This window comes from Gelria sp. Kuro-4, assembly GCF_019668485.1.
GTDB lineage: Bacteria > Bacillota > DTU030 > DUMP01 > DUMP01 > DUMP01.
Window position 1 is genome coordinate 1,758,179 of the sequence record NZ_AP024619.1, and the last position, 12,468, is coordinate 1,770,646.

The 12,468-nt window shown below is 61.2% G+C and carries 14 protein-coding genes; all 14 read left to right on the forward strand.

The window, feature by feature from the left end; genetic code table 11:
- Positions 1-2: 2 nt before the first annotated feature.
- The 14 genes from K5554_RS08815 (at position 3) to K5554_RS08880 (ending at position 12,435) form a co-directional block, all read left to right on the forward strand.
- Positions 3-980 carry a bifunctional riboflavin kinase/FAD synthetase gene (locus tag K5554_RS08815; protein WP_221038140.1) on the forward strand — a complete coding sequence of 326 codons (978 nt, stop codon included), beginning with the start codon at positions 3-5 and terminating at the stop codon, positions 978-980.
- A 38-nt stretch (positions 981-1,018) separates the two neighbouring features.
- Complete coding sequence (locus tag K5554_RS08820) at positions 1,019-1,222, forward strand: hypothetical protein (protein ID WP_221038141.1); 204 nt, start codon at positions 1,019-1,021, stop codon at positions 1,220-1,222.
- A 21-nt stretch (positions 1,223-1,243) separates the two neighbouring features.
- Positions 1,244-1,474, forward strand: coding sequence for a hypothetical protein (locus K5554_RS08825; RefSeq protein WP_221038142.1), 231 nt, complete (start codon positions 1,244-1,246; stop codon positions 1,472-1,474).
- Positions 1,475-1,553: 79 nt separating this feature from the next.
- Positions 1,554-1,823, forward strand: a complete 270-nt coding sequence (rpsO, locus tag K5554_RS08830) for a 30S ribosomal protein S15 (RefSeq protein WP_221038143.1) — start codon at positions 1,554-1,556, stop codon at positions 1,821-1,823.
- Positions 1,824-1,936: 113 nt separating this feature from the next.
- A complete protein-coding gene (locus tag K5554_RS08835; RefSeq protein WP_221038144.1) occupies positions 1,937-4,045 on the forward strand; it encodes a polyribonucleotide nucleotidyltransferase in 2,109 nt (702 codons plus the stop codon).
- Between the two features lie 225 nt (positions 4,046-4,270).
- Positions 4,271-5,509: a pitrilysin family protein gene (locus K5554_RS08840; RefSeq protein WP_221038145.1), complete on the forward strand. Its 1,239-nt coding sequence runs from the start codon at positions 4,271-4,273 to the stop codon at positions 5,507-5,509.
- Entirely contained in the window at positions 5,509-5,952 is a 444-nt protein-coding gene (gene dut, locus K5554_RS08845; RefSeq protein WP_221038146.1) for a dUTP diphosphatase, read from the forward strand. The genes K5554_RS08840 and dut overlap by 1 nt, the downstream gene beginning before the upstream one ends.
- Before the next feature lie 53 nt (positions 5,953-6,005).
- Positions 6,006-6,335: a hypothetical protein gene (locus tag K5554_RS08850; protein ID WP_221038147.1), complete on the forward strand. Its 330-nt coding sequence runs from the start codon at positions 6,006-6,008 to the stop codon at positions 6,333-6,335.
- Positions 6,336-6,354: 19 nt separating this feature from the next.
- Entirely contained in the window at positions 6,355-6,624 is a 270-nt protein-coding gene (locus tag K5554_RS08855; RefSeq protein ID WP_221038148.1) for a YlmC/YmxH family sporulation protein, read from the forward strand.
- Positions 6,625-6,676: 52 nt separating this feature from the next.
- Positions 6,677-7,477, forward strand: a complete 801-nt coding sequence (gene dapB / locus K5554_RS08860; protein ID WP_255565338.1) for a 4-hydroxy-tetrahydrodipicolinate reductase — start codon at positions 6,677-6,679, stop codon at positions 7,475-7,477.
- Between the two features lie 46 nt (positions 7,478-7,523).
- The gene (locus K5554_RS08865) at positions 7,524-8,537 is read left to right on the forward strand and encodes an aspartate-semialdehyde dehydrogenase (protein ID WP_221038149.1); all 1,014 of its coding nucleotides are present in this window, start codon (positions 7,524-7,526) and stop codon (positions 8,535-8,537) included.
- 14 nt (positions 8,538-8,551) lie between these two features.
- Entirely contained in the window at positions 8,552-9,769 is a 1,218-nt protein-coding gene (dapG, locus tag K5554_RS08870; RefSeq protein WP_221038150.1) for an aspartate kinase, read from the forward strand.
- Between the two features lie 19 nt (positions 9,770-9,788).
- Positions 9,789-10,673 (forward strand): 4-hydroxy-tetrahydrodipicolinate synthase, encoded by an 885-nt coding sequence (gene dapA / locus K5554_RS08875; protein ID WP_221038151.1) that lies wholly within the window; start codon positions 9,789-9,791, stop codon positions 10,671-10,673.
- Between the two features lie 1,030 nt (positions 10,674-11,703).
- Positions 11,704-12,435 (forward strand): HD domain-containing protein, encoded by a 732-nt coding sequence (locus K5554_RS08880; RefSeq protein ID WP_221038152.1) that lies wholly within the window; start codon positions 11,704-11,706, stop codon positions 12,433-12,435.
- Positions 12,436-12,468: the final 33 nt, after the last annotated feature.

The following is a 12,468-nucleotide window of genomic DNA, read 5'->3' on the forward strand; positions in this document are numbered from 1 at the left end:
ACTTGGACATCATACGGGGACTGGAAAACTGGGTGAGCAGGGAGCCGGCGGGGAGTGTGGCCCTGGGCTTTTTCGACGGCGTGCACCGGGGCCACCAGCAGATCATTGCAACTTCGGTGCAGGCCGCTAAGGAGCGGGGTTTAAAGAGCGTGGTCCTGACGTTTGAACCCCACCCGCTGGCGGTGCTTGAACCGGAGGCTGCACCGCCTCTTCTTACCCCCTTTGCGGAAAAGGCGCGCCTCATCCGGCAGCTGGGGGTGGATACGCTTTTGGTCCTGCCTTTTACGCCGGCGCTGGCGGCTCTTGAGGCGGCGCTGTTTGCGCGTGAGGTGCTGGCGGGGCGCCTGGCGGCGCGGCATGTTACCGTGGGCTACAACTACAGCTTCGGGCGGGGGGGAGAAGGTACGCCGGCGGCTTTGACGGCCTGGGGCCGCCAGCTCGGGTTTGCGGTGACTGTGGTGCCGCCGGTCCTCGTTGCCGGCGAGGCTGTTTCCAGCAGCGCCCTGCGGCTTCTCATCGCCCGGGGAGACATGGAGAAGGCGACTTCCTTCCTGGGACGGCCGCCCGCCATCAGCGGCCGTGTGGTGACTGGGGCCCGGCGGGGAAGAGGGCTGGGTTTTCCTACGGCCAACGTGGAGCTGAAAAAGGAACTGGTGCTGCCGCGCCGGGGCGTGTATGCCGTGCGCACCTGGTACCGCCGCCGCTCTTTCCCCGGCGTGGCCAACATCGGGCAGGTACCAACCTTCGGGGGCAGCCGGCTGCAGCTGGAGGTGCACTTTTTCGATTTCCACGGGAACCTCTATGGAAAACGCCTGCGCGTGGAGTTCATTTCGTTTCTCCGGCCGGAACGGACCTTTCCTTCGGCCGCAGAGTTAAAAGCGCAGATCGAGGCCGATGCCCGGTGCGCACGGGAGCTTCTCAGCCGCCTGGCGGCGGGGAAAAGTTCGCCCGCCTTTGTTTACAACGACGGGGGTTTATGATAGAATCTAGCCGAGGCGACCGGAAGGAGCGATAGCCCATGGAGGGCGGCTGGGATCAACTGCCCGAGGAAGAGCTGAAGGCGATGCTGGCTCGCATCGCCCGTATCTGCGCCAGCCAGGAATTCCAGGATCTCAGGCTGGAGCTGGAGGGTATTTACCGGCAAGCGAATGCGGAAAACCCCTACCTGGCTGCTTTTCAGGACGCTCTTTACGCCCTCTTGGTGCAGGGCGAAGGAGCGTAGGGCGTAAGCCCTGGCTATGGCATGGCACAGCTCAAGGTTGTGATAACCGAGCATGCCCGGCAGCGGCTCCAGCAAGACCGGCAGGGCGGGATCACGCTGGAAGATATAGTGAGCGCGGCGTACAGCATTCCAGGGCGCATTCCCTCGGCGACGCGGTTTCGGAGCTTTGTGGCCGCATCGGGACGCTCTTTCGACCTCGTGGCTAAAGATACCCGGGTGGGTCGTCTGGTTATCACCGTGATCGGTAAGTAATGAACCTCAGGCGCGGATCACCGCAACTCCGGCGGTCATCTGGGACTGGGGGGATTGGCAAGAGCAGGAGGTGAAAGCTGTGGCATTATCCAGCGAGAAGAAACAGGACATTATCGAGAAGTTCAAGCTCCATGAGCAGGACACGGGCTCGCCGGAGGTTCAAATCGCCATCCTGACCGAGCGCATCAATTACCTGACGGAGCACCTGAAGGAACACAAGAAGGACCATCACTCCCGGCGGGGACTGCTCAAGATGGTGGGCCGGCGGCGTGGCTTGCTCAACTACCTCAAGGAAAGGGACATTGAAAGGTACCGTAACCTGGTGGATAAGCTGGGCTTAAGGCACTAAGAGCGGGGCGACCCGCTCTTTTCAATAGCGCGGGTCTCGGACTTGGTAAAAAAGGAAATACTAACCCCAGTGGCGAAAAGAGAGAAGGACATAAGAGAAGGAGGTTAACTAATTTGCCGGAGGTTTTCCAAACCACGCTGGCCGGCCGGCCGCTCAGCGTGGAGATTGGTCACGTGGCCAAGCAGGCCGATGGCGCAGCGCTGGTGCGTTACGGCGACACCGTGGTGCTCGTTACGGCCTGCTGCTCGGATGCGCCCCGGGAAGGCATCGACTTTTTCCCCTTGACGGTGGATTATGAGGAACGGCTTTACGCTGTGGGCAAGATTCCGGGTGGTTTCATCAAGAGGGAGGGGCGGCCCAGCGAAAAAGCGATCCTTTCCGCCCGCCTCATCGACCGGCCGATTCGTCCCTTGTTCCCCAAGGGATTCCGCAATGATGTCCAGGTCATCGCGCTGGTTCTTTCGGTAGACCAGAATAACTCGCCGCAAATTGCTGCCATGCTGGGCACCTCGGTGGCGCTTTCCATCTCCGACATCCCCTTCGACGGTCCCATCGCCGGGGTGGTGGTGGGCCTGGTGGGGGACGAGCTGGTGCTGAATCCCACCATTGCTGAGCAGGAAACCAGCCGCCTGCATCTGACGGTGGCCGGTAAGAAGGACGCGGTCATGATGGTGGAGGCCGGCGCAGACGAGGTTGAGGAGGAGACTATGCTCCGGGCCATCGCCTTCGGGCACGAGGCCATCAAGGAACTGGTCGCCTTCCAGGAAGAGATTGTTGCCAAGGTGGGAAAGGAGAAACGCCAGGCGCTTCTTTACCGGGTGGATCCGGAGGTCGAAGCCAAGGTCCGGGAGTATGCGGAACCGAAGCTCCTGGAAGCGCTGGCCACCCCGGAAAAGCTGCAGCGGGAAGAAGCGCTGGATAAGGTGGAAGAGGATGCGGTGCTGAGCTTCCTGGAGGAGTTCCCCGAGAAGGAAAAGGACATCCGCGAGGTGGTGCACCAGCTGACGAAGGAACTGGTGCGCAGGATGATCCTTGAGCGGCACGTGCGTCCCGATGGTCGCTCCCTGGAGGAAATCCGTCCCATCAGCGTGGAGGTGGGCCTGCTGCCGCGCGTCCACGGTTCGGGGCTCTTTACCCGCGGCCAGACCCAAGTGCTGACCAGCTTGACGCTGGGGGCCGTCAGCGATGAGCAGATTCTCGACGGCCTGGGGGTGGAAGAATCCAAACGCTTTATGCATCATTATAACTTCCCGCCCTTTAGCACGGGTGAAACACGGCCCATGCGCGCTCCGGGGCGCCGTGAAGTAGGGCATGGCGCCTTGGCCGAGCGTGCTCTGGAGCCCATGATACCCGCCGAGAGCGAGTTCCCCTACACCATCCGCCTGGTTTCGGAGGTGCTGGAGTCCAACGGTTCTACCTCGATGGCCAGCGTGTGCGGCAGCACTCTGGCTTTGATGGACGGCGGGGTGCCGATTAAGGCACCGGTGGCCGGGGTGGCCATGGGCCTCATCAAAGAGGGCGACAATTTCGCCGTGCTCACCGACATCCAGGGCCTGGAAGACGCCATGGGCGATATGGACTTCAAGGTGGCGGGAACGGCTGCCGGGATCAACGCGCTGCAGATGGACATCAAGGTCCACGGCATCACCATCGACATCCTGCGGCAGGCGCTGGAGCAGGCACGGCGCGGACGCCTGTTCATCCTGGACAAGATGCTCAGCGTGATTGACCGGCCGCGTCCCGAGCTTTCGCCCTACGCGCCCCGCATGCTCACCATGGAGATCGACCCCGACAAGATCCGGGACGTTATCGGCCCGGGCGGCAAGACCATCCGCAAGATCATCGAGGAGACGGGCGTACAGATCGATATCGAGGACGACGGACGTGTCTTTATTACCGCGGTGGATGAGAACGCCGCTCACCGGGCGCAGGAGAAGATCAAGGCCCTCACGCGCGATGTGGTAGTGGGTGAGATCTACGTCGGTCGCGTTACCCGCCTGATGAACTTCGGGGCCTTTGTCGAGATCCTTCCAGGCAAGGAAGGGCTGGTGCACATTTCCCAGCTGGCGCGGGAGCGGGTGGCGCGGGTGGAGGATGTCGTCCACGTTGGCGACGAAGTGGTGGTCAAGGTGACCGAGATTGACCGCCAGGGCAGGATAAACCTCTCGCGCAAGGAAGCCCTCAAGGCGGAAGGGAAAAAGGACAAGGCAGGTTCCCGCTGACCGCAACCAAGCATAAACTCACCTGGGTTTATGCTTTTTTCATTTGCCCCGCCCTAAGGCACCTGGTTTACAGCCAGTTGCCTTTTTCGGTATAATAACTGCGTGTGTCATCCCAGGCCGGCAGTGAGTTGATGGCTTGCGTTTCTGGCGAGGTTGCCTTGAGCCGGCGCTCCTGGGAGGCGGCGGTGGGCAGGTGAACGGCCCGCCACAAGAGGGGGAATAGTTTTGTATAATAAGAGCACTTTGCCCGGGGGCATCCGCGTTATCACCGAAGAGATCCCCGGCCTTTCTTCGGTGAGCGTAGGGCTCTGGGTTAATGTGGGTTCCAAGTACGAAAGCGAGGCCGAGGCCGGGGTTTCCCATCTTATTGAACACCTGCTCTTCAAGGGAACCGGCAGGCGCACGGCGCGCGAAATTGCAGAAGCCATCGATTCCGTCGGCGGTCAGCTGAATGCCTTCACCTCGAAGGAGTACACCTGCTACTATGCCAAGGTGCTGGGTGAACACCTGCCCCTGGCGCTGGATGTTCTGGCCGACATGTTCCTGGAGCCGCTGTTTGCGCCCGCGGACATCGTCCGGGAAAAGCAGGTTGTCCTAGAGGAGATCCGCATGTATGAGGACTCCCCCGACGAACTGGTGCACGACCTCTTGACGGAGGTGACCTGGCCGGGCCACCCGCTGGGACGCCCTACCCTGGGAACGAAGAAGAGCTTGAGCGGTCTTACACCGGAGGTGATCAGGTCCTTTTATGAAGAGCACTACACGCCAGCCGACCTGGTGATTACGGCGGCCGGGCGCCTGAAGCACGCCGAGGTGGCGGAGCTCTGCCGCCGGCACTTTGCCGGCTTCAGCCGCCCGAACGTGCCTTCTACCCAACGGACACCCCTTTTTCAGCCGGGACGGCGGGTGTTCACCCGCAACACGGAACAGGTCCATGTCTGCCTGGGTGCTCCGGGCGTGGCGGCGGAAGACGAAAGCAACTACGTGGTGGAGGTTACCAACAGCATCCTCGGCGGCGGGTTATCCTCCCGCTTGTTCCAGCACATCCGCGAGGAGAAGGGCCTGGCTTACTCGGTGTATTCTTACCACACCGCCTACCAGGGGGTAGGCCTGTTTACGGTCTACATGGGGCTGAGCGCCGCGAACCTGCGCGCGGGTCTGGCGATGGCCGGCGAGGAGCTGCAAAAGCTGCTGCAGGAGGGGGTACCGGAGGAAGACGTCCAGCGCGCCCGGCAGCAGGTCCTGGGAAGCTTTCTTCTCAGCCTGGAGAACAGCACCAACCGTATGATCCGCCTGGGCAAGCAGGAGCTGAGCTTGGGCCGGTACATCCCGGTGGACGAAGTAGAAACGAAGCTGAGGAGCGTCACCGCGCAGGACGTCAAGTGCCTGGCGGCCCGGGCCTTTAACGCCGAGCAACTGACGACGGTTATCTTGGGGCCGGTGGACGGCGGTGAGTTGGACTGATGGAGAGGGTCCCGGTGGTGCGCCTGCCCCACGGTGCCGGCCTGCCGCTGCCGCAGTACATGAGCCCGGGGGCGGCGGGAGCGGACCTTTATGCCGCCCTGGCTGCGCCGCTGACCATCCCGCCGGGCGGTCGCGCCTTGGTCCCCACCGGCCTGGCCTTGGCGCTGCCGCCGGGCTGGGAGGCCCAGGTGCGCCCGCGCAGCGGTCTGGCCTGGCGGCATGGCGTTACCGTGCTCAACAGCCCCGGCACCATCGACAGCGACTACCGCGGCGAGGTGCAGGTGATTCTGGTCAATCTGGGGACGGAGCCGTTCGTCGTCCGGCGCGGTGAGCGCATCGCCCAGCTGGTGGTGAGCCCGGCCGTGCAGGTTTGCTTCGCTGAGGTGGAGGAACTGCCGCCCACCGAGCGCGGAGCGGGCGGCTTCGGCCATACCGGGCGTTAGCATTTACCCCCTTTGCGCTGCATAGGATTTAGCAGCGAGGAGGGGGTGCTTTTATGCTTGGGGTTGTCCTGGGCGTCGGGCTGGTGGCCTTGACTTATCTTTCCGTAACCGAACGGGCCAAGGGACACCGGCGCGCGTTCAGCCGGGGTGAGGAACTGCCGGTGGAACCGCGTGCTTCGGCCATGTCCCAGGCGCTGGTGGAATTGGTGGCCACGGCGGGCGGCATCTACCTGGCGCTCGTTCTGGTGCGCAATTTTTTGCGGGTTGATCTTCCGGAACGGGTGGCTTTTTTCGGCTTTCAGGTGGAACCGCTGGCTACCCTGTCGCTTTTCCTGGCACTGCTGCAGCCCTATCTAACCCGCCTCTTGCAGCGCAGCCTGTAGACCGATGGGGGGTGTTACAATGCGGCTTCGCGATCTGGAGGACAAAGAGCTGATTAACCTGCAGGACGGGCGGCGCATCGGTTATTTTGGTGACGCCGACCTGGTCTTTAACGGTGAAACAGGGGAGATCGTCGGCCTCGAGGTAAACGGCAAGGGGAAGTTCTTCCAGCTGTTCAGCGAAAAGCGGGTTTCCCTGGTTCCCTGGCGGGCAATAAAGAAGATCGGAAAAGAGGTGGTTATCCTCGATGCGGGGGCAGAAACGGATATTGACACCTTCCGGGATTTATAGGAGAATATACATAATACCCGGGAGGGTTAATGCGATATGGAGGTGAAACGGCGTGGGGATCCGTGTGCTCGTTTCTGGGGCCAACGGCCGCATGGGCCGCGAAGTGGTCAAGGGAATCCTGGCTGACCCGGAGCTGGAGCTCGTGGGGGCAGTAGGCCGTCAGAGCGGGATCGGCCAAGACATCGGTGTGCTTGCCGGCCGCGAGCCCTTGGGTCTGGCGCTGGAGCCCGACTTAGGGGAGGCCATTGCGCGGTCCGGTGCCGAGGTGGTTGTTGATTTTACCCGTCCTGCCGTCGTGAAGGAGAACTTGGAGACGATCGCTAAACAGAGGGCCCACGCCGTTATTGGGACCACAGGGATAACCGAAGCGGACATCCCGGCCATTGCCGCCCTTTACCGGGAGCACGGGGTCAGCGCGGTTATCGCCCCCAATTTCGCCGTGGGCGCTGTTTTGCTGCTCAAATTCGCCGCGCAGGCGGCGCGCTTCTTCCCCCAGGTGGAGATCATTGAGACGCATCACGACCAAAAGCTCGATGCGCCTTCGGGCACCGCCATCAAGTACGCGGAAGCCATTGCCCGTGCAGCGGGCGGCTGCACACCCGCGCCGACCAAGGTGGAGAAGGTGGCGGGCGTGCGCGGGGGCGAGCTTAAGGGCATTAAAATCCATAGCCTGCGCCTGCCGGGCTTTGTCGCCCATCACACCATCATCTTCGGCGGCCTGGGCCAGAGTCTGACCTTAAAGCACGACTCCATCAGCCGGGAGTCCTTCATCCCTGGGGTAATCCTGGCCGTCAAGAGAGTTCCCCGACTGAACGGAGTTGTCTACGGCCTGGAAAACCTGCTGGAGCTTTAGCTTGGCGTAACGATCGGGCATTAATTAAAGCTGGAGGTAGCTGCAGATGAAAGAGTATACTGTTGCTGTGGTTGGGGCCACCGGAGCCGTGGGGCAGACCATGCTGAAGGTGCTGGAGGAACGCAACTTCCCGGTGAAGAAGATCGTCCCGTTGGCCTCGGCCCGTTCCCAGGGGCAAGAGGTGCTATTTCGGGGCCGGGCGGTCAGGGTGGAGGAGGCGCGCCCGGAGGTTTTTCAGGGAATCGATCTGGCGCTTTTCTCCGCCGGCAAGGGTGTCAGCCTGGAACTGGCACCAGAAGCGGTAAAACGGGGCGCGGTGGTGGTGGACAACAGCAATGCCTTCCGCATGGACCAGGCGGTACCCCTGGTGGTGCCGGAGGTTAATCCGGAGGCGCTGCGGGGCCACCAAGGCCTGATCGCCAACCCGAACTGCTCCACCATCCAGATGGTGGTGGTGCTGAAGCCGTTACACGACCGGGCCCGTGTGCGGCGGGTCGTGGTTTCCACCTACCAGGCGGTCTCGGGCACGGGCCTGGAGGCCATTGCCGAGCTTGAGGCGCAAAGTGCCGCGGTGCTGGAAGGGAAGGACGTAGAACCCAGCGTCTACCCCTACCAAATTGCCTTTAATGTTCTGCCGCATATTGATGTTTTTGACGAAACCGGTTATACCCTGGAAGAGTGGAAGATGACCCGCGAAACCAAGAAGATCATGGGCGACGACAGCATCGCCGTTACGGCTACCACCGTACGGGTGCCGGTTTTCTACGGGCATTCGGAAGCCGTCAACGTGGAAACAGAAACGAAGCTCACACCTGACGAAGCCAGGCAGATCCTGGCGCAGGCACCGGGGGTGGTGGTGGTGGATGATCCGGCCCACCTGAAGTACCCCCTGGCCGTGCAGGCCGCGGGCCGTAACGAGGTGTACGTGGGCCGCATCCGCGAGGACTTCAGCATCGCCCGCGGCCTCAACCTGTGGATCGTGGCCGACAATGTCCGTAAAGGCGCTGCCTTCAACGCCGTCCAGATTGCGGAGCGGCTGGTCCAGGACGGCTTGGTGTGAAAAGAGGGTAGGCCATGAGGATTGTGGTGCAGAAGTTCGGTGGGACCTCGGTGGCGTCGCCGGCGGCGCGCGAGCAGGTGGTGAACCGTGTTCTCCAGGCCAAAAAGGAAGGGCTGGCCCCGGTGGTGGTGGTGTCGGCCATCGGCCGCAAGGGCGACCCTTATGCCACCGACACCCTCCTGGGGCTCCTCAAAGAAGCCGGGCCCGATGCTCCCAAGCGCGAGCGGGACCTGCTCCTTTCCTGCGGCGAGATTATTACCTGCACCGTGATGGCTGCGCTTTTTAACCGGTGCGGTCAGCCGGCCATGGCCCTTACCGGGGGACAGGCAGGCATCATCACCGACGACCAGTTTGGGGATGCGCGTATTGTTGAAGTGCACCCCGAGCCGATTCTGCGGGTTCTCGAGCAGGGTTACATCCCGGTGGTGGCAGGTTTCCAGGGAGAGACGGCAGACGGCGAGGTCACCACCCTGGGACGCGGGGGCAGCGATACCACGGCCGCTGCCCTGGGGGCCGCCTTAGGGGCCGAAGCGGTGGAAATCTTTACGGACGTCGATGGCGTCATGACGGCGGATCCACGCATTGTCGATGAGGCCCACACCCTGGACGTGGTTACGTACCAGGAGGTGACGCAGATGGCCTACCAAGGGGCGAAGGTGATTCACCCGCGGGCGGTGGAGATCGCCATGCAGTACAACATCCCGCTGCGGGTGCGCTCCACCTTTACGGATTCCCCCGGGACGCTGGTCACGCGCGGCGTGCCTTACCCGGGACGCCTGGCGCTGGGGCCGGAAAGGCTCATCACCGGCATTGCCCACCTGCCGCACGTGGCGCAGCTGAAGGTTATCCTGGATCCGGGCGACAAGGCCCAAGAGGTGGAACTTTTCAGTGCGCTGGCGGCGGCCGGGATAAGCATCGACCTCATTAATGTTTTTCCGGAGCAGAAGGTGTTCACGGTAGCGGAGGCCGATGCGGCCAAGGCCGGCGAGGTGCTGAAGGCCAAGGGGTTCGCCCCTGAGCTGACGTGCGGCCTGGCGAAGGTGTCGGTGGTGGGGGCGGGGATGCGCGGCGTTCCTGGAGTGATGGCCCGCGTAGTCGCCGCCCTCTACCGGGCAGGGGTGGAGATCCTGCAAACGGCCGATTCGCACGCTACCATCTCCTGCCTGGTGCGCGGCGAGGATACCGAGAAAGCCATTTGCGCCCTGCACGAGGAGTTTGAGCTGGGCAAATAAATCTGCTGGAGGTGTTTTTATGCCGGGACTGGGAACAGTTATCACAGCCATGGTGACGCCGTTCACGGAGGATCTTAAGGTTGACCTGAAACGGACGGCGGAACTGACAGAACACCTGATTGAACTGGGTTCCGACGGGCTCTTGGTCACCGGGACCACGGGCGAATCGCCGACCCTTACGGCGGAAGAGAAGGTGGCGCTGTGGGAGACGGTGATTAAGGCGGCGCGCGGCCGGGTGCCGGTGATGGCGGGGACAGGGTCCAACAACACGGAGCAAAGCATTGCCCTGACGAAGCAGGCCCAGGCGGTGGGGGCGGATGCGATCCTGCTGGTGACACCCTACTACAACAAGCCGCCGCAGAACGCCCTTTACGCGCATTTCAAAGCGGTGGCCGAGGCCACGAAGCTGCCGGTGATGATCTACAACGTCCCCGGCCGGACCAGCCGGAACATCGATGCGCCGACGGTTCTGCGCCTGGCCAGGGAGGTGCCTAACATCGTCGCCCTGAAAGAGGCCGGCGGCAGCCTCGATCAGGTTTCCGAAATCTGCCGGCAGGCGCCGGAAGGCTTTACGGTCTACAGCGGTGACGACAGCTTGACCCTGCCCATGCTGGCGGTGGGGGCCAAGGGTATCGTTTCGGTCGCTTCGCACCTCATCGCCGGTCAGCTGCGGGAGATGATCGCCGGCTTCGAAAGCGGGGCCTGGCAAAAGGCGCGGGACATTCATCTCAAGTTTTTCCCGCTCTTCAAGGGTCTCTTTTTCACCACCAGCCCGAGCCCGGTCAAGGCGGCGCTAAAGCTGACCGGCTTTCCGGTGGGCGGACTCAGGCTACCGCTGCTGCCGCTTACAGAAAAGGAAGAGGAGTACCTGCGCGGCATCCTGGTCGATGTAGGGCTGCTGTAACGCAGTGTGCCGAATGCGGAGTCTACCCCAGGAGCATCAAAGCTGCTGGGGTAGACTTTTTTATCCCCGGGCAGGGGGTAGAGTAAACTTTCAGCAGGTGAACAGGAGATCGAGTGTGGGATGTAGAAAGAGAGATCTCACGCAGGGTTGGACCGCAACGATCTTGGAAATATGTCGAAGTATTCCTATAGGTAGAAGGAATCTATAACCATTGTGTCGAATGACAAAGGACAGAGAAAGAGATAAGGGTTCGAAAGTAGGAGGAGAACGAATAGTGCCAACTAGGACACTGGTAGTATCTGGTAACGGGGGGGGGGGGGGGGGGCAGCCCTCATAAGTTTGATAATTTAAAATCTGACCTCAACTTGCTATTCCCCGGCGAAGGCGGCTGAACTTGACCCTGGGCTTTTCTCCAAAAGAAACAGAACTCGGGATCGGTCTTGCCTTTGTCAGGTTTTCGGCTTCTCGGGGCGTAGTATACTGCAAACGGGAGCTAGTGCCTGCTCCCGTTTATTTTTTAGTTTGGCTCCTTTGAAAACAGCGTTTTCGGTTCTTATCTTTCGTAGCAGCGTTGCTAGCGGTATGGAAGATTTCTTGATTCACCACAGTTGCTGGCACAAGAACCAGCGGCGTGCGTTTGGGCGGGCTGGAGACGGAATGAGCCAGTTGTGAGCTATTGAGCTATATTGAGGTGCCCAGCGTAAGCGTCGGGGCTAGTGTTCAAGAAGCGGCGGAGGCTATAAATGGGCCGGCAGCCTGCAGGTAACAGACGATAAAGGGAAAACCGATAGGCTGGTTGGACAGCCTGGATGTTCTACGGGCTTTTATGGGAAACCCCGGTACGGCAGATGTCCGAGAAACAGGCATAAGGGGACTTGTGCGTACATCAAAGAAGAGGACTATAGCAGATTACCTGAAATGAATTCCTGGGCCAGACAAAGGCGGACCGTATTCCCCATCTTACCACTGCTCGGGAGAGACGCGGGTCTCATCGCGGCACATTGACTACTACGGGAGGTCCTGGAAAGTTATGACCGGGAAGCGGGAGCTAAGCAAAGAAGCCGAGACACGGCTTGAGCGGTTGGGCCACACCCAAGAGTTTGAAAAGGCCCTGCCCAACCTTTTTACCGATCCCAGAGCAGTAGTGTCGCAGCTCAAATCCATAGTGGAATATCAAGACGAGTACGACCCGGCTACCGGAAAGATAAAGATTACTGGAGTGGTAAGGGAAGGAGTTTACCACCACGTAGTATGTATACTGCGGCTGCTGGCCCAACTACGGGAGCAAGGTCCGATGAAACTTCCCGGTATGCATCAGGAGACACTGGTCAAAACCGCTATCTTTCATGACCTGGGCAAAGTCCAACCCCACCTGGAGGTAGGGGAAATCGTAAATCCTAAAGATGTTTTCGAGCCGGGGAAACTTCACGCTCTTAGGAGCGCTTCGCTGGCCCACAGGGTTTACCGCCTGGAGGAAAACATAGTCCAACTAATCAGGTATCACCATCATGAAGAAGTGGAAGTGCCGCCCGACTTTCCCCGTAGCCTTCTGCCCATGCACAGGCTTTTCCGGCTGCTGGACGGGCTCTCAGCGGGGATCACCCGGCGGGGTTCCAGCGTCAACTTGACGGTAAGGGAAACCGTGGTGCGGGTTAATGAAGAGAGCATCCACCCGTCCTACAACCGGTACCTGGAACTGAACATCTGCACGGGGAGGATGGAAATGAAGCCGCTAGGGCAACGCTTTGGCAGGATACGCTGAGAACGTGGTAAGGTGGCGAGTCCCAGATTCAGC

Coding starts and splice junctions, on each gene's coding strand:
- K5554_RS08820 (WP_221038141.1), top strand. CDS start 1,019: ATGGAGGGCGGCTGGGATCAACTGCCCGAGGAAGAGCTGAAGGCGATG.
- K5554_RS08865 (WP_221038149.1), top strand. CDS start 7,524: ATGAAAGAGTATACTGTTGCTGTGGTTGGGGCCACCGGAGCCGTGGGG.
- dapG (WP_221038150.1), top strand. CDS start 8,552: ATGAGGATTGTGGTGCAGAAGTTCGGTGGGACCTCGGTGGCGTCGCCG.
- K5554_RS08850 (WP_221038147.1), top strand. CDS start 6,006: ATGCTTGGGGTTGTCCTGGGCGTCGGGCTGGTGGCCTTGACTTATCTT.
- K5554_RS08825 (WP_221038142.1), top strand. CDS start 1,244: ATGGCACAGCTCAAGGTTGTGATAACCGAGCATGCCCGGCAGCGGCTC.
- dut (WP_221038146.1), top strand. CDS start 5,509: ATGGAGAGGGTCCCGGTGGTGCGCCTGCCCCACGGTGCCGGCCTGCCG.
- K5554_RS08855 (WP_221038148.1), top strand. CDS start 6,355: ATGCGGCTTCGCGATCTGGAGGACAAAGAGCTGATTAACCTGCAGGAC.
- K5554_RS08880 (WP_221038152.1), top strand. CDS start 11,704: ATGACCGGGAAGCGGGAGCTAAGCAAAGAAGCCGAGACACGGCTTGAG.
- dapA (WP_221038151.1), top strand. CDS start 9,789: ATGCCGGGACTGGGAACAGTTATCACAGCCATGGTGACGCCGTTCACG.